This is a genomic window from Vibrio celticus, assembly GCF_024347335.1.
Taxonomy (GTDB): Bacteria; Pseudomonadota; Gammaproteobacteria; order Enterobacterales; family Vibrionaceae; genus Vibrio; species Vibrio celticus.
Window position 1 is genome coordinate 785,614 of sequence record NZ_AP025463.1, and the last position, 19,994, is coordinate 805,607.

Here is a 19,994-nt window from a genome sequence, read left to right on the forward strand (position 1 = left end):
AACTCCATGACTACGAACCCTAAACCGGCGTATCAACGTATTCTGTTAAAACTTAGCGGTGAAGCACTACAAGGCGAAGAAGGTTTTGGTATTGACCCGACGATCCTTGATCGTATGGCTCAAGAAGTGAAAGAATTGGTTGAACTAGGTGTTCAAGTAGGCGTTGTTATCGGTGGCGGTAACCTTTTCCGTGGTGCAGGCCTTGCTGAAGCAGGTATGAACCGCGTTGTTGGTGACCACATGGGTATGCTTGCAACGGTAATGAACGGCCTTGCAATGCGTGACGCTCTTCACCGTGCTTACGTAAACGCACGTGTAATGTCTGCAATCCCTCTTAAAGGTGTGTGTGACGACTACAACTGGGCAGACGCAATCAGCCAACTACGTCAAGGTCGCGTTGTGATCTTCTCTGCTGGTACTGGTAACCCATTCTTCACTACGGATTCTGCTGCATGTCTACGTGGTATCGAAATCGAAGCTGACGTAGTTCTAAAAGCGACAAAAGTAGATGGTGTATTTACTTCTGACCCTGTAGCAAACCCAGACGCAGAGTTGTATGATACGTTGTCTTACAACACGGTTCTTGATAAAGAACTTAAAGTAATGGACTTGGCTGCATTTACGCTAGCACGTGATCACAAAATGCCAATCCGTGTATTTAACATGAATAAACCAGGCGCACTACGTCGCGTGGTTATGGGTGAAACTGAAGGTACATTAATCAGCGACGCTGACTAATTTTTCGGGCTTACTGAGGTGTTGTTCCTTGGTAAGCTTATCCTTATCACTCCAAATAAAAAGCTTTCTTGAAGAAAGAACATAATCAAGGTGAAATTGTGATTAACGAAATCAAAAAAGACGCTCAAGAGCGCATGGTAAAAAGTGTTGATGCACTAAAAAACAGCCTGCAAAAGATCCGTACAGGCCGTGCGCACCCGAGCCTACTTTCTGGTCTTACTGTTGAGTACTACGGTGCTCCAACGCCTTTGACTCAAGTAGCTAACGTTATCGCTGAAGATGCACGTACACTAGCTATTACAGTGTTTGATAAAACACTGACTCCTCTAGTTGAAAAAGCTATCCTGACATCTGACCTAGGCCTAAACCCTATGTCTGCGGGTACAGTTATCCGTGTTCCACTTCCACCGCTAACGGAAGAGCGTCGTAAAGACCTAGTTAAAATCGTTCGTGGCGAAGCTGAAGGTGGCCGTGTTGCTATCCGTAACATCCGTCGTGACGCGAATGGCGATCTAAAAGCACTTCTTAAAGATAAAGAAATCTCTGAAGATGAAGATCGTAAAGCACAAGACGAAATTCAAAAGCTAACTGACGCTGCGGTTAAGAACGTAGACGAAGTTCTAGCTGTTAAAGAAAAAGAGTTGATGGAAGTTTAATTTTCCATATTCTTTTCTTTCCGGAAAAACGCTGTACTCACGGTGCAGCGTTTTTTTATGCTACTCTGTTCGACTATTAGAATTTGATTCACTCTTTTATGCATAATTCTCAAGCGTTCACAGACTCTCTTCCTAAACACATTGCTATCATTATGGATGGTAATGGTCGCTGGGCAAAAGCTCAGGGCAAGCCTCGCGTCTTTGGCCATAAAAACGGTGTTCAAGCCGTTCGTAAAACTATCTCTTCTGCAGCCAGACTTGGCATTAAAGCCGTTACTCTTTTTGCATTTAGTAGCGAAAACTGGCGTCGTCCTGAAGAAGAAGTCGGTATCTTGATGGAACTGTTTATTTCAGTGCTGTCGAGTGAAGTAAAAAAGCTTCATAAAAATAATCTACAACTTCGTGTTATTGGTGATAAAAGTCGTTTCAATGATCGACTACAAAAGAAGATAGAAGAAGCGGAAGCTTTGACTAGCACTAATACTGGTATGGTTATTAATATTGCAGCTAACTACGGCGGTAAGTGGGATATTCAGCAAGCAATGACCTCTATTGCTCAACAAGTAAAGTCTGGCGATATTAATGTAGATGACATTGATGAAGCTATGATTACACAGCACCTGACGATGGCAGATATTCCTGAGGTTGATCTACTTATCCGTACCAGTGGCGAATGCCGCATTAGTAATTTTATGCTTTGGCAGTTGGCTTACGCCGAAATGTATTTCACTGAACAATTCTGGCCAGACTTTAATGAAGACAGCTTAGTAGAAGCTGTGACTTGGTTTGTTAACCGTGAGCGTCGTTTTGGATGCACCGGTGAGCAAATTAAAGCTCTGATGGACAGTTAATAAGGATTTTTTGGTTTGAAACAACGAATTATTACGGCGTTGATTTTAGCTCCCCTAGTTATTCTAGGTATTTTTGAGTTATCACTTCCTACATTTATTCTTTCACTAGCGGTAATCTCGTTATTGGGTTTTTGGGAGTGGACTCAGTTTGTTGAAAGCAAATCGCGTTATTTAGCGTTGATTCCAACGGTTGTGGTTAGTGCTGCAAGTTTTGCTTTTATCCCTTTTGATGCATTTAGCCTTAATAACTTGTCTACTGCTCACTACGCCATTCTAACGATTGGCTCGATTTGGTGGGTAATCGCGAGCGGCATGGCGGTAACTTATCCTAAGTCTATGCCTGCATGGAAAGACTCTTCTCTTCTTCGTCACGCCTTTGGTGTGCTGACTCTGCTGCCATTCTTCTGGAGTGTGGTTATCCTGCGTGCTAACGGTATCGATGCTGATCCTTACCATGGTGCAAAACTGGTGATGTTTGTTTGCTTGCTTGTTTGGGCTGCAGATAGCGGCGCATACTTTTCAGGAAAGAGTTTTGGTAAGCGTAAAATGGCACCAGCGGTAAGCCCGAATAAGACGATTGAAGGTCTTATCGGTGGCATTATTACTGCGGTGATCGTGGCTTGGATCTTTGCTGACTTGTTTGACATCCAATTCACAAGCCCACTTCACATGATTGTTATTACCCTTGTGACCGTTGTTATTTCTGTTCTAGGTGACCTTGTTGAAAGCATGTTTAAGCGTGTTTCTGGGGTGAAAGACAGCAGTAATCTGATTCCTGGTCATGGTGGTATACTAGATAGAATAGATAGCTTAACGGCTGCATTCCCTGTCTTTGCTCTGCTTTATTTAGCATTCTAATAAAAAAGGGCAGTGATTCTGCCCTTTATTACATTTCTACGGTCATATGTGATGCGAAATCTAACTATCCTTGGCGCAACCGGCTCAATTGGTGCAAGTACACTAAAAGTCGTTGAGCAAAACCCAGATCTCTATTCAGTGGTTGCACTGGCTGCAGGCTCGAATGTTGAAAAGATGCTGGCGCTAGTTGAAAAGTGGCAACCAAGCTATGCTGCTATGGCTTGCCCTGATGCAGCGTCTCAACTGACTGAAGTGTTGTCCGCGAGTTACCCTAACGTAAAAGTGCTTTCAGGCACTGAAGGCATGTGTCAGGTTGCTTCTCTAGAAGAAGTGGACACGGTAATGGCTGCGATTGTTGGTGCCGCTGGTTTACTTCCTACTATGTCTGCGGTTAAGGCTGGTAAGCGTATCTTGCTTGCTAATAAAGAAGCCTTGGTAATGTCTGGGCAGTTGTTTATCGATGCGGTAGCAAAGTACGGCGCTGAACTACTTCCAGTTGATAGTGAACATAATGCTATCTTTCAATGCTTGCCTCAAAACGTACAAACTAACCTAGGCCGTTGTGATTTGGAAGAGAATGGCATCAACCATATTCTTTTGACTGGTTCGGGTGGTCCTTTCCGTTATACGGACGTTGCTGAGCTTCAGTCGGTAACTCCAGAACGAGCTATCGCACACCCTAACTGGTCTATGGGTCCTAAGATCTCGGTCGATTCAGCGACTATGATGAATAAGGGCTTAGAGTACATTGAGGCGAAATGGTTATTTAATGCCTCTCAAGAGCAGTTGAAAGTGATTATTCATCCTCAGTCTGTGATTCATTCTATGGTCCAGTACAAGGATGGCTCTGTGCTTGCTCAAATGGGCGAACCTGACATGGCGACGCCAATCGCTTTGACGATGTCTTACCCTGAGCGCACTGAAGCGGGTGTTAAGCCTCTGGATTTCACCAAAGTGGGCGAGCTTACTTTCCTAGAACCAGATTTTAGCCGTTACCCATGTTTAAGATTAGCGATTGAAGCTTGTTACTTAGGTCAGCATGCTACAACCGCAATTAACGCAGCAAACGAAATTGCAGTCGATGCTTTCTTGAACAATCGAGTGAGATTTACCGATATTGCTGTCATTAACGAGCATGTTATGAGCAAAGTATGTGAACAACATAACTCTGAGGGCTTAGATAGCTTGGAAAGCCTTCTCGAGCTCGATAATATGTCTCGTCAAATAGCCAATCAATTTATTAAAGAGCAGCTAGCATGAGTGGAATTCTGTGGAACTTCGCATCCTTTATTGTAGCGCTTGGTATTCTGGTCGCTGTCCATGAGTTTGGACACTTCTGGGTTGCTCGTCGTTGTGGTGTGAAAGTTGAGAAATTCTCGATTGGTTTTGGTAAATCAATCTGGAGCAAAGTTGGCCGTGATGGCACAGAGTACAGCTTGTCTGTCATTCCATTGGGCGGCTACGTTAAGATGCTGGATGGTCGTGTAGACGACCTTTCTGAAGACGAGCAACAATACGCTTTTGATAAGAAGCCATTGTGGAAAAGAACGGCGATAGTTGGTGCAGGTCCCGCGTTTAACTTTATCTTTGCCGTCTTTGCGTATTGGCTTGTATTTTTGATTGGCGTGCCAGCGGTTAAACCCGTAATTGGTGAAGTTACTCCGCAATCTATTGCTGCACAAGCCGGAATTGAAACTGGAATGGAACTTAAATCTATTTCGGGAATCAAAACCGCAGATTGGGAATCAGTCAATATGGGGTTGATATCGCATATTGGTGATCAGTCCATGACTGTAACGGTTTCTTCTCAAGACGATATCGGCTTTGAACAACAGATGACATTGGATATTTCAGACTGGTCATTTAATCCAGAAACTGAATCTGCAATGACAACGCTGGGCTTTAGACCGTATTCTCCAGAGATATCGACAGTGCTCGCTCAAGTCATTGATGACGGTGCGGCATACGATGCAGGGGTAGAAGCTGGCGACAAAATTGTTGAGATTAATGGGCAGCCTATTGAACAGTGGCAGTCGGTTGTTGAGTTAATCCGTTCAAACCCGATGACACCCTTGGACCTTGTAGTCCTACGAAATGGTACTGAACAGTCATTAGTTATGACGCCAAAAAGCCGCGAGCTTTCTGATGGTTCCACAATCGGCTATGCAGGTATTGCTCCAGAAGTCGCAGAATGGCCAGAAGATTATCGCTTTGAGTTACAATTTGGTGTAATTGAGTCAGTAGGAAAAGCATTTGATAAAACAGGCCAAATCATTGGTTTGACGCTGACAATGCTTAAGAAGCTCATCGTTGGTGATGTTGGCTTAAATAACTTGAGTGGCCCGATTTCAATAGCCAAAGGTGCAGGGACAACCGCCGATTACGGTTTGGTTTACTTCTTAGGCTTTTTGGCTCTGATTAGTGTTAACTTGGGGATTATTAATTTGGTTCCGCTGCCTATGCTTGATGGCGGACATTTGCTCTTTTTCGCTATTGAGGCCGTTACTCGTAAACCGGTGCCTGAAAAAGTTCAGGAAATGGGATACAGAGTGGGAGGTGCAATCCTCTTCTCTTTGATGGCTCTGGCAATATTTAATGATTTTACTCGTCTGTGAATGGTTTCTCACAGGCATTGGTAGTAGCAAGGAATAATTAGAATAAGTATGGCGATTAAGCAAATTCTGTTCGCAAGTCTATTGGCCACTAGTGTGGCTGCGAACGGAGCACAAAACTTTGTGGTTCAAGATATCAAGATCGAAGGTTTACAGCGTGTTGCATTAGGTGCAGCTCTACTGAAAATGCCAGTGCGTATTGGCGATGAAGTAGATGAAAGCGATGTATCTGAGATCATTCGTGCACTGTATGCTTCAGGTAACTTTGAGGACGTTAAAGTCCTTCGCGATGAAGGTGTTTTAGTTGTTCAAGTGAAAGAACGACCGACCATCGCGAGCATTTCATTCTCGGGTAACAAAGCGATCAAAGAAGAACAACTTCAGCAGAACCTAGATGCGTCTGGTGTTCGTGAAGGTGAAGCTCTTGACCGTACTACGCTGAGTAACATTGAGAAAGGCCTTGAAGATTTTTACTACAGCGTGGGTAAGTACAACGCGACAGTAAAAGCGGTTGTGACACCTCTGCCACGTAACCGTTCTGACCTTAAGTTTGTGTTTACTGAGGGCGTATCCGCTAAGATTCAACAAATCAACTTTATCGGTAATGAAGTCTTCTCTGACTCTGAACTGCTCAGTCGTTTCAACCTGAACGTTGATGTTGCATGGTGGAATTTCCTTGCGGATGAAAAATACCAAAAGCAGGTCTTAGCCGGTGATATCGAAGCGTTGAAATCTTACTACCTTGACCGTGGTTACCTGAAGTTTAAGGTCGACTCTACGCAGGTGGCGATCTCTCCAGACAAGAAAGGTGTTTACATCACACTTGGCCTTGATGAAGGCGAAGCTTACACCGTTAAAGATGTCTCTTTTCGTGGTGAATTAATCGGTCGTGAGGCTGACTTCGAAGCATTAGTGCCATTCGAAGACGGCGATACGTACAACGGTTCTTCGGTAACGTCTTTGGAAGAGAACGTAAAACGAATTCTTGGTGAATCTGGCTACGCGTACCCACAAGTTCGCACGATTCCTGAATTTGACGATGAGACTAAAGAAGTGTCGTTGGTTATCAATGTAGAAGCGGGTAGCCGTATCTACGTTCGTGATATTCGATTCACGGGTAACAACTCAACGAAAGACGAAGTACTGCGTCGTGAAATGCGTCAAATGGAAGGCAGCTGGCTTAACTCTAAATCAATTGATACCGGTAAGAGCCGTCTTAACCGTTTAGGTTTCTTTGAAACGGTTGATGTACAAACAGTGCGTGTTCCTGGCAGTGAAGACCAAGTTGATTTGGTTTACAACGTTAAGGAAGCGAACTCAGGCAGCATCAACTTTGGTGTTGGCTACGGTACTGAATCAGGTGTTAGCTTCCAAGTTGGTTTACAACAAGATAACTTTGCGGGCTCTGGTAACCGTGTTGGCGTAAGTGCCATGATGAACGATTACCAAAAGAACGTGAGCTTAGACTACCGCGACCCATACTGGAACCTAGATGGTGTAAGCTTAGGCGGTAAGATCTTCTACAACGAATTTGAAGCCTCTGAAGCGGGTATCGTCGACTATACCAACCAAAGTTATGGTACCAGCCTAACATGGGGTTTCCCTATGGATGAGCTGAACCGTCTCGAGTTTGGTGTTGGCTATACGCACAACAAGATTGGTAACGTTCCGACCTATATCCAAGTTGAACAGTTCGCGAGAAGTATTGACCAATATGGTGACGAACACATTCTAACCGATGACTTCGACATCAATATCTCTTGGACTCGTAACAATCTTAACCGTGGTTTCTTCCCAACCGAAGGTAACCATCAACGTGCTTTTGCTAAGGTGACGGTACCTGGTTCTGATGCTCAGTACTTCAAAATGCAGTACGATGTAAAACATTACATCCCGCTGACCAAAAAGCATGAGTTCACACTATTGATGCGTGGCCGATTAGGCTATGGTAATGGTTATGGTCAAACGGATGGTAACGATAACTTGTTCCCATTCTACGAGAACTATTACGCAGGTGGTTTTACAACCCTACGTGGTTTTGGCTCTAACTCGGCAGGTCCGAAAGCTGTTTACGGAAGCAGCACAGGTAATAACCCAACCTATGATACCGCTACTGATGATTCAGTGGGTGGTAACGCGGTTGCCTTAGCAAGCTTAGAGTTAATTGTACCAACGCCGTTTGCTTCTGATGAAGCGCGCAGCCAGATTCGTACCAGTGTCTTCTTCGACATGGCAAGTGTATGGGACACCGAGTTCGTAGACCGCGGCGCACCAAATAGTGGCAGCCAGTACTACTACGATTACTCTGATCCAACCAATTATCGTTCATCTTATGGTGCCGCTCTTCAATGGATGTCACCAATGGGCCCACTGGTTTTCTCTCTAGCGAAACCAATTAAAGTTTACGAAGGTGATGATGAAGAGTTCTTCACATTTACTATTGGTAGAACTTTCTAATATTTAAAGGACAATATTTTGAAAAATATGATTAAAGCAGCAGGTTTAGGCCTTGTAGTTCTTAGCTCTTCTTTCTTTGCAACAGCTGCTGAAGCTGCGCAAAAAGTGGGTTATGTAAACACTGCACAAGTATTCCAGGCTCTACCTCAGCGTGAAGTTGTTCTTCAAAAAATGCAGGAAGAGTTCAAAGATAAAGCGGCTGAGCTACAGAGCATTCAAGCTGAAGCAAAAACGAAGATTGAAAAACTTAAGCGTGATGGCGAGCTGCTAGGTCCTGAAGAAGTTGAGAAGCTTCGTATCGAAGTAGGCCAACTAGACAGCAAGTACAAAATCAAAGCTCAAGCACTAGAAAAAGCAAGTCAACGTCGTGAAGCACAAGAGAAGCAGAAGCTGTTCAAAGTGATTCAAGATGCTGTAACTAAAGTTGCAGAGAAAGAAGGCTACGACATGATCGTTGATATTCAAGCTCTACAATACGGTAAGCCTGAATACAACATCTCTGAGCAAGTAATTAAATCACTGAAATAAGTTTTATGAAGAACCTGACTTTAGCCGAATTGGCAACGATTACTGGGGGAGAGCTACACGGAGACGGTACGATTACCGTCTCAGCAGTCGCTCCTATGGATAAAGCGCAAGAAGGTAACATTACGTTCCTTTCTAACGTGAAGTACAGCAAGCATCTAGGTGACTGTAAAGCATCCGCTATTATGGTTAAAGAGAGTGAGCGCGAATTGTGTAAGACCAACGTTATTGTGGTTAGTGACCCTTACGTTGCTTTTGCTAAGGTTGCTCAAGCGCTTGATACTACTCCTGCACCCGCAGCGGCTATTGCTGATTCTGCTTCAATCTCTAGCGATGCAACTATTGGACAAAATGTGTCTATTGGCGCGAACGCTGTGATTGAGTCTGGTGTAGTACTTAGTGACGATGTGATCATCGGTGCTGGTTGCTTTATTGGTAAAAATGCAAAAATTGGCGCAGGCACTAAGCTGTGGGCTAACGTAAGTGTTTACCATGAAGTGGTGATTGGTGAAGCATGTCTGATCCAATCAAGTACTGTTATTGGCTCTGATGGCTTTGGTTATGCGAACGAGAAAGGCGAATGGGTTAAGATCCCGCAAGTCGGCTCGGTTCGCATCGGTAACCGCGTAGAAATTGGCGCGTGTACTACCATCGACCGCGGCGCATTAGATGACACAATCATTGAAGACAACGTTATCCTAGATAACCAGCTTCAGATTGCTCACAATGTTCACATCGGATATGGTTCAGCTCTTGCAGGTGGTACTATCATTGCAGGCAGCACGACGATAGGTAAGTACTGTATTATTGGTGGTGGTAGTGTGATTAATGGTCACATTGAAATTACTGACGGCGTTACGATTACCGGAATGGGAATGGTAATGCGCAGCATCACTGAGAAAGGCATGTACTCTTCGGGTATACCTTTACAGCCAAATAAAGATTGGCGTAAGACAGCAACGCGCGTTCATCGTATTGATGAAATGAACAAGCGTTTGAAAACCGTTGAAAAACTTATTGAGAAGAGCGCGGAATCATAATTCCAGCATTTCTAATAAAAGGCTCGCGTACAGCGAGTCTTTTTCGTTTATAATCCTTCTAATTAAATAAAAAATATACATAGGAATACGACTTTGACTACTGAACAGACAACGATGAACATTACTGAAATTCAGGAACTATTACCTCATCGCTACCCATTCTTAATGGTTGATCGTGTGACTAGCTTTGAAAAAGAAAAAACACTGACCGCAATTAAGAATGTTTCTGTTAACGAACCTCAGTTCACAGGCCACTTCCCTCAGCTTCCTGTATTCCCAGGCGTGTTGATCTTAGAAGCAATGGCACAAGCAACAGGCCTTCTAGCATTCAAATCTTTCGGTGCGCCTTCTGGCAACGAGTTGTACTACTTTGCTAGCGTAGATAAAGCTAAATTCCGTAAGCCAGTAGTACCAGGTGACCAACTGGTTATCGAAGTTGAATTCTTAAAAGAACGTCGCGGCATCGCATCGTTTAACGGTGTTGCTAAAGTTGACGGCGTAGTTGCATGTTCAGCAGAACTTAAATGTGCTCGTAGAGAGTTTTAATATGATTCATGAAACAGCGAAAATTCACCCGGCAGCAGTAATCGAAGGTGATGTAACTATCGGTGCTAACGTGACGGTTGGGCCTTTCACTTACATTGCAGGTAACGTGACAATTGGTGACGACACAGAAATCATGTCTCACGTTGTGATCAAAGGTCACACTACCATTGGCAAAGAAAACCGCATATTCCCACACGCTGTTATTGGTGAAGAAAACCAAGACAAGAAATACGGCGGTGAAGACACGACGGTTGTGATCGGTGATCGCAACGTAATTCGTGAAGCGGTTCAAATTCACCGTGGTACGGTTCAAGACAAAGCAACCACTGTAATTGGTGATGACAACCTACTTTGTGTTAATGCTCACGTAGCGCACGATGTTATTGTTGGTAACCATACTCACATTGGTAACAACGCTATTCTTGGCGGACACGTAACGGTTGGCGACTACGCTGGTGTTATGGCACTTTCTGCTATTCACCCATTCTGCTCAATTGGTGCTTACGCATACATTGGTGGCTGTTCTGCAGTTGTTCAAGATGTACTGCCGTACGTACTTGCACAGGGTAACCACGCGGCTCCATTCGGTCTTAACCTAGTGGGCTTGAAGCGTAACGGATTTGAAAAACCTGAAATTCGTGCACTACAGAAAGCGTACAAAGAGTTATACCGTTCAGGTAAAACACTTGAAGAAGCGAAAGCAGCTTTAGTTGAAATGGCAAAAGAGTTTACTTCGGTAGCGCCTATGCTTGAAATGCTAGAGAACTCTGAGCGCGGTATTATTCGTTAATACTCGATGTGGTTATGTACCAATCAATGTGAGTATGACAATAATTACTTCATCAGAATGGTATAACAAAAAGATCGCTACTCGTTAGGCGGTCTTTTTTGTTTTAGGCAACAAGGGAATTGGAAAACTATGGCACAGCAAGAAGCAGCAACCAATAGCTCGGACTTCGTTTCGAATGAACCATTGCGCGTAGGCATTGTTGTCGGCGAACTGTCTGGTGATACGCTTGGTGAAGGTTTTATCAAAGCAATCAAATTACAGTACCCGAATGCTGAATTCGTCGGTATTGGCGGACCCAAAATGAAGGCGCTTGGTTGTGAGTCTCTTTTCGAGATGGAAGAGCTAGCTGTCATGGGCTTAGTTGAAGTACTTGGCCGTTTACCTCGTCTGCTAAAAGTAAAAGCAGAGTTGGTTAAGTATTTCACTCAAAACCCACCAGATGTGTTTGTTGGTATCGATGCACCTGATTTCAACCTAAGACTTGAACTTGATCTTAAGAACGCAGGCATTAAAACGGTCCATTACGTGAGCCCTTCAGTGTGGGCTTGGCGTCCCAAGCGTATCTTTAAAATCGACAAAGCAACCGACTTGGTTTTGGCCTTCCTGCCATTCGAGAAAGCGTTTTACGATAAATACAACGTTGCCTGTGAATTTGTTGGCCACACGCTGGCAGACGCAATTCCTTTAGAACCAAGTAAACAAGATGCACGTGAGCTGTTAGGCTTAGACCAAGACAAACAGTGGTTAGCCGTATTGCCGGGCAGTCGAGGTGGTGAGATGGGGTTGATCGCTCAACCATTTATCGAAACGTGCCAGCGCATTAAGCAAAAATACCCTGACATCAATTTTGTTGTTGCGCTCGTGAATGAACAGCGTAAAAAACAGTTTACCGAAATCTGGCAAACAACAGCGCCTGAGCTTGAATTCACGTTAGTCGAAGATACGGCAACCAACGTGATTACCGCTGCTGACTCTGTGCTTCTGGCTTCAGGTACCGTGGCTCTCGAATGTATGTTGCTTAAACGCCCTATGGTGGTTGGTTACAAAGTAAATAAGCTGACGGGTTACATTGTTAAGAAATTGGCGATCACTGAGTTTGTGTCATTGCCGAATATTTTGGCCGGTGAAGAGATCGTGAAAGAGCATATTCTTGAGGAATGCCACCCAGACTTCTTGTTCCCATCTGTCGACAAAATGCTATCAGCCGACAACAGTGCATTGATCGAACGTTTTAACGAGATGCATCACTGGATTCGTAAAGATGCTGATAAGCAAGCCGCCAACGCAGTACTGAAATTGATTGGTCGAGAGTTTGTTGAATCATAAAGTGCAGCCTCAGAAAGCACTGACTTATAAGTTACAAAGAGAATTGTCATGGCAGTAAAAGAGAAAAAAGAGCTTCCTCCATTTGAATATCCGCAAGGCTACCAGTTGTTTGCTGGTGTGGATGAAGTAGGTCGTGGGCCATTGGTAGGCGATGTGGTGACTGCTGCGGTTATCCTAGATCCAAATAATCCAATCGAAGGCTTAAACGATTCAAAAAAACTGTCTGAGAAAAAGCGTCTTGCTCTGCTTCCTGAAATCAAGGAGAAAGCCTTGGCATGGTCTGTTGGTCGTTGTTCGCCACAAGAAATTGATGAGCTGAATATTCTGCAAGCGACGATGGTCGCTATGCAGCGCGCTATCGCTGGGTTGAGCATTCAGCCTGACATGGCACTGATCGATGGTAACCGTGTTCCTGAACTGCCAATGGACGGTCTGGCTATTGTAAAGGGCGATTTACGAGTAGCAGAGATAAGTGCAGCGTCTATTATCGCTAAAGTGGTTCGTGACCAAGAGATGGAAGAACTCGACAAGTTGCATCCAGAATTTGGTTTTGCTAAACACAAAGGTTACCCAACCAAAGCGCATTTCGAAGCGATTGAAAAACATGGCGTAACCGAGCATTACCGTAAGAGCTTTAAGCCAGTCAAACGCATTCTTGGCATTGACTAAGCTCTATCTAGATTAGAGCTTTATGTTAACTAGAGCCGGGCTTCGAATAAATTTGCTTACTAGCAGTAGAAAAAAATAGAATACACTCAGTTGTAATCCTAGGCTCCGGTCTAGAACTCAGGAAAAATAATGTCAGATCCAAAATTTGTTCACCTACGCGTACACAGTGACTTTTCTATGGTGGATGGCCTCTCTAAGGTACCGCCATTAGTTAAAAAAGTCGCTGAAATGGGTATGCCTGCTCTAGCACTTACCGACTTTACCAACCTGTGTGGTTTGGTGAAGTTTTACGGTACTGCTCATGGGTGCGGGGTTAAACCAATTATTGGTGCTGACTTCTTGATGCAGTCTCCGGAATTCGGTGACGAGCTAACCAAGCTCACCGTCATTGCAACGGACAATAAAGGTTATAACAACCTAACGCTGCTTATCTCAAAAGCTTACCTTCGTGGTCATGTACAGCATCAGCCTGTTATCGATAAAGAGTGGTTGATTGAGAATGCCAAAGGCCTGATTATTCTATCGGGTGCCAAAGAAGGTGAGATTGGTAAGGCGTTACTGAAAGGCAACCGTGAGTTGGTGGCAAGCAGCGTCGAGTTTTACAAAACGTACTTCGCCGATCGTTTTTACTTGGAACTGATTCGTACCGGACGACCGGATGAAGAGTCTTACCTGCACTTTGCGTTGGAACTGGCTGAGCAAGAAGACTTGCCTGTTGTCGCAACCAACGAAGTGGTTTTTCTAACTGAAGACCTGTTTGATGCTCATGAAATCCGCGTGGCGATCCATGACGGCTTCACTATGGTCGATCCTCGTCGCCCTAAGAACTACAGCGCGCAGCAATATCTACGCAGTGAAGAAGAGATGTGTGAGTTGTTCTCAGATATCCCTGAAGCGCTAGAGAACAGTGTTGAGATTGCCAAGCGTTGTAACGTGACCGTTCGTCTAGGTGAGTACTTCCTACCTAACTTCCCTACGGAAGGTTTGGCGATTGAAGACTTCTTGATCAAGAAATCTGAAGAAGGTCTTGAACGACGTTTGGCGTTCCTATTCCCTGACGAAAAAGTGCGTGCTGAACGCAGACCTGAATACGATGAGCGACTTAAGATAGAGCTCGAAGTTGTCAATAACATGGGTTTCCCTGGCTACTTCTTGATCGTAATGGAGTTCATCCAATGGTCAAAAGACAATGATGTGCCAGTAGGTCCTGGCCGTGGTTCTGGTGCCGGCTCTCTTGTGGCTTACGCATTGGATATCACCGATCTCGATCCACTTGAATACGATCTACTTTTCGAACGTTTCTTGAACCCAGAACGTGTCTCCATGCCCGATTTCGATATCGACTTCTGTATGGATAAGCGTGACCAAGTTATTGATCACGTGGCTGAGATGTACGGTCGTGATGCGGTATCTCAGATCATCACCTTTGGTACCATGGCGGCAAAAGCGGTAATCCGCGATGTAGGCCGTGTATTGGGCCACCCGTTTGGTTTCGTCGATCGAATTTCAAAGCTTGTACCGCCAGATCCGGGTATGACGCTAGAGAAAGCATTCCTTGCTGAACCTGCATTGCCAGAGCTTTACGATGGCGATGAAGAAGTTCGTGAGCTGATTGATAAGTGTCGCATCCTTGAAGGTTGTACGCGAAATGCCGGTAAGCACGCGGGTGGTGTTGTTATCTCACCCACCACGATCACCGATTTTGCGCCAATCTATGCCGACGCAGAAGGTAACTTCCCGGTAACGCAATTCGATAAGAATGACGTTGAAACCGCTGGTTTGGTTAAGTTCGACTTCTTGGGTCTACGCACCCTGACCATCATCGATTGGGCGTTGGGCCTCGTAAACCCTCGCCTGAAGAAAGAGGGTAAAGAGCCGGTTCGTATCGAGTCGATCCCTCTGGATGATCAAGCGTCATTTAACCTATTACAAAACTCTGAAACCACCGCGGTATTCCAGCTCGAATCGCGTGGTATGAAAGACCTGATCAAACGTCTACAGCCTGACTGTTTTGAAGATATCATCGCATTGGTAGCCCTGTTCCGTCCGGGTCCTCTGCAATCAGGCATGGTAGATAACTTTATCGACCGTAAACACGGCCGTGAAGCGGTTTCTTACCCTGATGAAACGTGGCAACACGAATCGCTGAAAGAGACGCTAGAACCGACGTACGGCATCATCCTGTATCAAGAACAGGTAATGCAAATCGCACAGATCCTTGCTGGCTATACGCTTGGCGGAGCGGATATGTTGCGTCGTGCGATGGGTAAGAAAAAACCAGAAGAGATGGCAAAGCAGCGTGGTACCTTTAAAGAGGGTGCTGAAGCCAATGGTGTTGATGGCGAGCTGGCCATGAAGATCTTTGACTTGGTAGAGAAATTTGCGGGCTACGGCTTTAACAAATCTCACTCCGCAGCATACGCACTGGTTTCTTATCAAACGCTATGGCTGAAAACGCACTACCCAGCGGAATTTATGGCTGCGGTAATGACGGCGGATATGGATAACACCGAGAAGGTTATCGGCCTTGTTGATGAATGTTTCCGTATGAAGCTCAAGCTTTTACCACCAGATATCAACTCAGGTTTATACCGTTTCAACGTGGATGAAGATGGCGCGATTGTTTATGGCATCGGTGCGATAAAAGGGGTCGGTGAAGGTCCTATTGAAGCGATCATTGAAGCGCGAAACAAAGGCGGTTACTTTAAAGACTTATTCGATTTCTGTGCACGTCTTGATCTGAAGAAGGTTAATAAACGTGTTATCGAAAAGTTGATTCTATCCGGAGCCTTAGATAGATTAGGTCCTCACCGAGCGGCAATGATGGCATCTTTGAAAGATGCGGTGAAGGCTGCGAGTCAACATCACCATGCCGAGTCTTTTGGTCAATCTGATATGTTTGGCGTGTTGACCGACGCTCCGGAAGAGGTTGAGCACAAGTATACCCAAGTGCCTAAATGGCCTGAGAAGGTTTGGCTTGAGGGTGAACGTGAAACGCTTGGCTTGTATTTAACGGGTCACCCGGTTAACGCTTACATCAAAGAGTTAGCGAAATACACCAGCTGTCGTTTGAAAGACGCTACACCAACGCGTCGTGACCAATCACTAACGATTGCCGGTTTGGTGATTGCTGCGAGAGTAATGACGACGAAGCGCGGTACGCGAATCGGTCTGATGACACTTGATGATCGATCGGGCCGAATGGAAGTGATGTTGTTCTCGGATGCGCTCGATCGCTACGCAGAATTGCTCGAAAAAGACAAAATTGTGGTCGTTTCCGGACAGGTCAGCTTTGATGATTTCAATGGCGGGCTTAAAATGTCCGCGCGCGAGGTCATGGACTTAGGAAGCGCCCGTGAGAAATATGCTCGTGGGGTGTCGATATCTATCGACCAATCCCAAATTAACGGTCAATTTTTTGAACGCTTTAGTCAAATCTTAGAACCTTATAGAGCCGGAACGGTCCCAGTCAATGTATACTACCAGCGTGCCGACGCTAGAGCGCGGTTAACATTGGGCACAGAATGGCGCGTGACGCCAAGTGATACATTACTAGACGAATTAAAACAGCTGCTTGGAAATAGCCAAGTAGAACTCGAATTTAACTAAAATTTAGCTTCGCGAATGCGGAGCTGAATCAACAAGGATTCATAGATGAGCCTGAACTTTCTAGAATTTGAAAAGCCTATCGCTGAACTTGAAGCAAAAATCGAAGCGCTACGTGACGTTTCGCGTCACGGTGGTGACACAGCGGTAGATCTAGACAAAGAAATCGAACAACTAGAGAAAAAAAGCTTAGAGCTTAAACAGAAAATCTTTAGTGACTTAGGTGCATGGCAGGTAGCTCAACTTGCTCGTCACCCTCAACGTCCTTACACCAAAGATTACCTGGAGCATGCGTTCACAGAGTTTGAAGAGATGGCGGGCGATCGCGCTTACGCTGACGACAAAGCGATTGTGGGTGGTATGGCTCGTCTAAATGGCCGTCCTGTTATGGTTATTGGTCACCAGAAAGGTCGTGAGACTAAAGAGAAAGTGATCCGTAACTTTGGTATGCCAAAGCCAGAAGGTTACCGTAAGGCACTACGTCTAATGGAAACCGCTGAGCGTTTCAACATGCCTATCATCACTTTCATCGACACAGCGGGCGCATACCCAGGTGTTGGTGCTGAAGAGCGTGGTCAATCTGAAGCTATCGCTAAAAACCTAAAAGTTATGGCAGGCCTTTCAGTTCCTGTTATCTGTAACGTTGTGGGTGAAGGCGGTTCTGGTGGTGCACTAGCGATTGGTGTTGGTGACTACGTGAACATGCTTCAGTACTCTACGTACTCAGTAATCTCTCCAGAAGGTTGTGCTTCAATCCTATGGCGCGATTCAGATAAAGCACCACAAGCAGCTGAAGCGATGGGCCTGATTGCTCCTCGTCTTAAAGAGCTTGAGCTTATCGACGAAATCATTCCTGAGCCTCTAGGTGGCGCGCACCGTGACCCTGCACAAACGGCTCAGAACATAAAAGACATGTTAGTTAAACAGCTAGAAGAGCTAGAGCAGTTTGATAACGAAACGCTGCTTGAGCGTCGTTACCAGCGTCTAATGAGCTACGGCTACTGCTGATAACTTGCCTTAGTGATAAGGCTAGCTATACGAACAAATGATGAAAGGGTTGGACTCAGTGCCAACCCTTTTTTATTATTAAAACATTATCTCTTCACACACGACCTCTTGGTTTATTAGCCTCATGACACACTTAATTGATACCTTCACATCTGTACTTGATCAAAGCGCGCTTAAGCCTTGTCGATTGCTCGTCGCTTTCAGTGGTGGTGTCGATTCACGAGTTTTGTTGGAGTTGGCTGCCCAATTCGCTAAGTCCCATCACATCGAGTGCTGTGCGGTACATGTTCATCATGGCTTAAGCAACAATGCTGATTACTGGGCAGAGCAGTGCCAAACATGGTGTGATGCTTTGTCGGTACCTTTGTTCATTGAACGAGTCTCGCTAGACATTAGCCGTGGAGAAAGCGTTGAAAAGCTGGCTCGAGACGCGCGATACCAAGCCTTTAAAAAGCATATTAGACAAGGTGATGTGTTAGTGACAGGCCAGCACATCGATGACCAAGTCGAGACCTTCTTGTTAGCTCTTAAGCGTGGCAGTGGTCCGAAAGGGCTATCTTCAATGGCGAAAGTGATGCCGTTTACTGCTGATGCTTATATCGTTCGCCCACTGCTGTCGGTGACGAGAACGGATATTGAAGGGGCAGCGCGCGATATGGCTTTAACTTGGGTAGAAGATGAGAGTAATCAAGACGTTCGCTTTGACCGCAATTTTATTCGTCATCAAGTCACTCCGGCACTGACCGAGCGTTGGCCTAGTTTCCGAGAGTCGGTCAGTCGCAGCGCTCTGCTATGTGCAGAGCAAGAGTTGCTGCTAGATGAGTTGCTAGAATCTCACTTACAGCAAGCTTTGGGTGGTGATCAAAGTCAAAGCGTGAGCATAGAGGCATTGTCTCAGCACTCTGATTTACTGCGTGCACGCCTACTAAGAATGTGGCTGAGTCTCTGCAATCAACCGATGCCGAGCCAAAAGCAGCTCAAACTTATATGGAATGAGGTGGCATGCGCTCAGGCTGACGCCAACCCTAAGCTGGTGTTGAATGAGGTTGAGGTTAGACGTTTTAATCATCAGCTCTATGTCGTCAAAGAGACCAAAGACTTGTCGAACTGGCAAAGTGATATCTCGATGGAAGAGAACTTAGTTTTGCCTGACGGTTTAGGGGAACTACACTTAACTTCAGCGGCGAGTGATGGTGTATCTAACCACTGTGATGCGCAACATTTTAGTCTCAACACAACGAGAGGAACACTGCGAGTGATCTTTAACCCTGAGGGATTGTCAGCACACCCTGTTGGGCGCGGTCATAGCAGGAAGCTTAAGAAGTTGTTTCAAGAGTACCAAGTACCCAGTTGGTTAAGACGCAGAACGCCGATATTAATTGATGGCGATCGAGTGATCGCTGTTTTAGGCTTATTCGTAGATAAAAACTACGAAGGTCAAGATTGTGAAGCGCTTTGGAGCAAGTAGAAAAAGTTTGTGTCACAATTTACCGTCACTTTAATAAAAATAATTAATGGAATATGCAATGAAGAAAATTACACTAGGATTAGTTCTTGGATTTGGACTATTGAGTGGTAACGCTCTGGCGGGTGATGTTGCTGCGGGTCAAGCTAAAGCAGCAATCTGTGCAGCATGTCATGGTGCAGATGGTATCGCAGTGATCCCAGGTTACCCAAACCTTAAAGGTCAAAACGAGCAATACATCGCTTCATCAATTAAGGCCTATAAGAACGGCCAGCGTACTGGTGGTTTGGCCGCTGTAATGCAGGCTCAAGCTTCAATGCTGAGTGATGAAGACATCGCGAATCTAGCCGCTTACTACGCAAGCCTTAAGTAAAATCGTCTCAAAGCGCTGATTAAACAAGATGATAAATTTCGAGCCAGAGCTTCAAAGCTCTGGCTTTTTTCATTGAATGTTTACTATAGCTAACCGATAATGAGCCATTCGCACAGTTTAAGGGATGAACATGAAAAAGATTGAAGCCATTATCAAGCCATTCAAACTTGATGATGTACGTGAAGCACTTGCAGAAGTGGGTATTACGGGTATGACAGTATCTGAAGTTAAAGGCTTTGGACGTCAAAAAGGTCATACTGAGCTATACCGCGGCGCAGAGTACATGGTCGACTTTTTACCTAAAGTGAAACTAGAAATCGTTGTGACCGACGAAGTGGCTGACCAATGTGTTGATACCATCATCGAGACGGCTCAAACAGGTAAAATTGGTGACGGTAAGATCTTCATTACTGAAGTTGAACGTGTGGTACGTATTCGTACTGGCGAAGAAGACGAAGACGCCGTATAAAAAAA

18 protein-coding genes are annotated in these 19,994 nt (G+C 45.1%); all 18 read left to right on the forward strand.

Annotation, left to right across the window (positions count from 1 at the left end):
* Positions 1-6: 6 nt before the first annotated feature.
* The 18 genes from pyrH to glnB all read left to right on the forward strand — a co-directional run bounded on the left by pyrH (position 7) and on the right by glnB (position 19,989).
* Positions 7-738, forward strand: coding sequence for a UMP kinase (pyrH, locus tag OCV19_RS03750; protein WP_017630771.1), 732 nt, complete (start codon positions 7-9; stop codon positions 736-738).
* Between the two features lie 98 nt (positions 739-836).
* Positions 837-1,394: a ribosome recycling factor gene (frr, locus tag OCV19_RS03755; protein WP_017060741.1), complete on the forward strand. Its 558-nt coding sequence runs from the start codon at positions 837-839 to the stop codon at positions 1,392-1,394.
* Positions 1,395-1,492: 98 nt separating this feature from the next.
* The gene (locus OCV19_RS03760) at positions 1,493-2,245 is read left to right on the forward strand and encodes an isoprenyl transferase (RefSeq protein WP_017063364.1); all 753 of its coding nucleotides are present in this window, start codon (positions 1,493-1,495) and stop codon (positions 2,243-2,245) included.
* 15 nt (positions 2,246-2,260) lie between these two features.
* Complete coding sequence (locus tag OCV19_RS03765) at positions 2,261-3,103, forward strand: phosphatidate cytidylyltransferase (RefSeq protein WP_048612218.1); 843 nt, start codon at positions 2,261-2,263, stop codon at positions 3,101-3,103.
* Between the two features lie 51 nt (positions 3,104-3,154).
* Positions 3,155-4,363: a 1-deoxy-D-xylulose-5-phosphate reductoisomerase gene (gene ispC / locus OCV19_RS03770; RefSeq protein ID WP_065675235.1), complete on the forward strand. Its 1,209-nt coding sequence runs from the start codon at positions 3,155-3,157 to the stop codon at positions 4,361-4,363.
* Positions 4,360-5,718, forward strand: coding sequence for a sigma E protease regulator RseP (gene rseP / locus OCV19_RS03775; RefSeq protein WP_050649627.1), 1,359 nt, complete (start codon positions 4,360-4,362; stop codon positions 5,716-5,718). Before ispC ends, rseP begins: the two co-directional genes overlap by 4 nt.
* 48 nt (positions 5,719-5,766) lie before the next feature.
* On the forward strand, positions 5,767-8,172 hold the full coding sequence (gene bamA, locus OCV19_RS03780) for an outer membrane protein assembly factor BamA (protein ID WP_065675236.1): 2,406 nt from the start codon (positions 5,767-5,769) through the stop codon (positions 8,170-8,172).
* Between the two features lie 27 nt (positions 8,173-8,199).
* Entirely contained in the window at positions 8,200-8,700 is a 501-nt protein-coding gene (locus OCV19_RS03785; RefSeq protein WP_017063367.1) for an OmpH family outer membrane protein, read from the forward strand.
* A gap of 5 nt (positions 8,701-8,705) precedes the next feature.
* Positions 8,706-9,737: a UDP-3-O-(3-hydroxymyristoyl)glucosamine N-acyltransferase gene (lpxD, locus tag OCV19_RS03790; protein WP_048606667.1), complete on the forward strand. Its 1,032-nt coding sequence runs from the start codon at positions 8,706-8,708 to the stop codon at positions 9,735-9,737.
* A gap of 93 nt (positions 9,738-9,830) precedes the next feature.
* Entirely contained in the window at positions 9,831-10,283 is a 453-nt protein-coding gene (gene fabZ / locus OCV19_RS03795; protein WP_065675237.1) for a 3-hydroxyacyl-ACP dehydratase FabZ, read from the forward strand.
* Between the two features lies 1 nt (position 10,284).
* Positions 10,285-11,073, forward strand: coding sequence for an acyl-ACP--UDP-N-acetylglucosamine O-acyltransferase (gene lpxA / locus OCV19_RS03800; protein WP_017632525.1), 789 nt, complete (start codon positions 10,285-10,287; stop codon positions 11,071-11,073).
* A gap of 129 nt (positions 11,074-11,202) precedes the next feature.
* The gene (gene lpxB, locus OCV19_RS03805; protein WP_065675238.1) at positions 11,203-12,399 is read left to right on the forward strand and encodes a lipid-A-disaccharide synthase; all 1,197 of its coding nucleotides are present in this window, start codon (positions 11,203-11,205) and stop codon (positions 12,397-12,399) included.
* 48 nt (positions 12,400-12,447) lie between these two features.
* Positions 12,448-13,068 carry a ribonuclease HII gene (gene rnhB, locus OCV19_RS03810; RefSeq protein WP_065675239.1) on the forward strand — a complete coding sequence of 207 codons (621 nt, stop codon included), beginning with the start codon at positions 12,448-12,450 and terminating at the stop codon, positions 13,066-13,068.
* 129 nt (positions 13,069-13,197) lie between these two features.
* Positions 13,198-16,677 carry a DNA polymerase III subunit alpha gene (gene dnaE, locus OCV19_RS03815; protein ID WP_065675240.1) on the forward strand — a complete coding sequence of 1,160 codons (3,480 nt, stop codon included), beginning with the start codon at positions 13,198-13,200 and terminating at the stop codon, positions 16,675-16,677.
* A 45-nt stretch (positions 16,678-16,722) separates the two neighbouring features.
* The gene (gene accA / locus OCV19_RS03820; RefSeq protein ID WP_065675241.1) at positions 16,723-17,682 is read left to right on the forward strand and encodes an acetyl-CoA carboxylase carboxyl transferase subunit alpha; all 960 of its coding nucleotides are present in this window, start codon (positions 16,723-16,725) and stop codon (positions 17,680-17,682) included.
* 124 nt (positions 17,683-17,806) lie between these two features.
* Positions 17,807-19,150 carry a tRNA lysidine(34) synthetase TilS gene (gene tilS, locus OCV19_RS03825; protein WP_065675242.1) on the forward strand — a complete coding sequence of 448 codons (1,344 nt, stop codon included), beginning with the start codon at positions 17,807-17,809 and terminating at the stop codon, positions 19,148-19,150.
* A gap of 46 nt (positions 19,151-19,196) precedes the next feature.
* A complete protein-coding gene (locus OCV19_RS03830) occupies positions 19,197-19,520 on the forward strand; it encodes a c-type cytochrome (RefSeq protein WP_019821619.1) in 324 nt (107 codons plus the stop codon).
* Positions 19,521-19,650: 130 nt separating this feature from the next.
* Positions 19,651-19,989, forward strand: coding sequence for a nitrogen regulatory protein P-II (gene glnB / locus OCV19_RS03835; protein WP_017063373.1), 339 nt, complete (start codon positions 19,651-19,653; stop codon positions 19,987-19,989).
* Positions 19,990-19,994: the final 5 nt, after the last annotated feature.

Bases quoted from the DNA above. Each gene is read 5' to 3' on its own strand.
- lpxB (WP_065675238.1), top strand. From the start codon at position 11,203: ATGGCACAGCAAGAAGCAGCAACCAATAGCTCGGACTTCGTTTCGAAT.
- lpxD (WP_048606667.1), top strand. From the start codon at position 8,706: ATGAAGAACCTGACTTTAGCCGAATTGGCAACGATTACTGGGGGAGAG.
- accA (WP_065675241.1), top strand. From the start codon at position 16,723: ATGAGCCTGAACTTTCTAGAATTTGAAAAGCCTATCGCTGAACTTGAA.
- lpxA (WP_017632525.1), top strand. From the start codon at position 10,285: ATGATTCATGAAACAGCGAAAATTCACCCGGCAGCAGTAATCGAAGGT.
- glnB (WP_017063373.1), top strand. From the start codon at position 19,651: ATGAAAAAGATTGAAGCCATTATCAAGCCATTCAAACTTGATGATGTA.
- tilS (WP_065675242.1), top strand. From the start codon at position 17,807: ATGACACACTTAATTGATACCTTCACATCTGTACTTGATCAAAGCGCG.
- rnhB (WP_065675239.1), top strand. From the start codon at position 12,448: ATGGCAGTAAAAGAGAAAAAAGAGCTTCCTCCATTTGAATATCCGCAA.
- pyrH (WP_017630771.1), top strand. From the start codon at position 7: ATGACTACGAACCCTAAACCGGCGTATCAACGTATTCTGTTAAAACTT.
- ispC (WP_065675235.1), top strand. From the start codon at position 3,155: ATGCGAAATCTAACTATCCTTGGCGCAACCGGCTCAATTGGTGCAAGT.
- rseP (WP_050649627.1), top strand. From the start codon at position 4,360: ATGAGTGGAATTCTGTGGAACTTCGCATCCTTTATTGTAGCGCTTGGT.
- bamA (WP_065675236.1), top strand. From the start codon at position 5,767: ATGGCGATTAAGCAAATTCTGTTCGCAAGTCTATTGGCCACTAGTGTG.
- dnaE (WP_065675240.1), top strand. From the start codon at position 13,198: ATGTCAGATCCAAAATTTGTTCACCTACGCGTACACAGTGACTTTTCT.
- OCV19_RS03830 (WP_019821619.1), top strand. From the start codon at position 19,197: ATGGAATATGCAATGAAGAAAATTACACTAGGATTAGTTCTTGGATTT.
- OCV19_RS03785 (WP_017063367.1), top strand. From the start codon at position 8,200: ATGATTAAAGCAGCAGGTTTAGGCCTTGTAGTTCTTAGCTCTTCTTTC.
- OCV19_RS03760 (WP_017063364.1), top strand. From the start codon at position 1,493: ATGCATAATTCTCAAGCGTTCACAGACTCTCTTCCTAAACACATTGCT.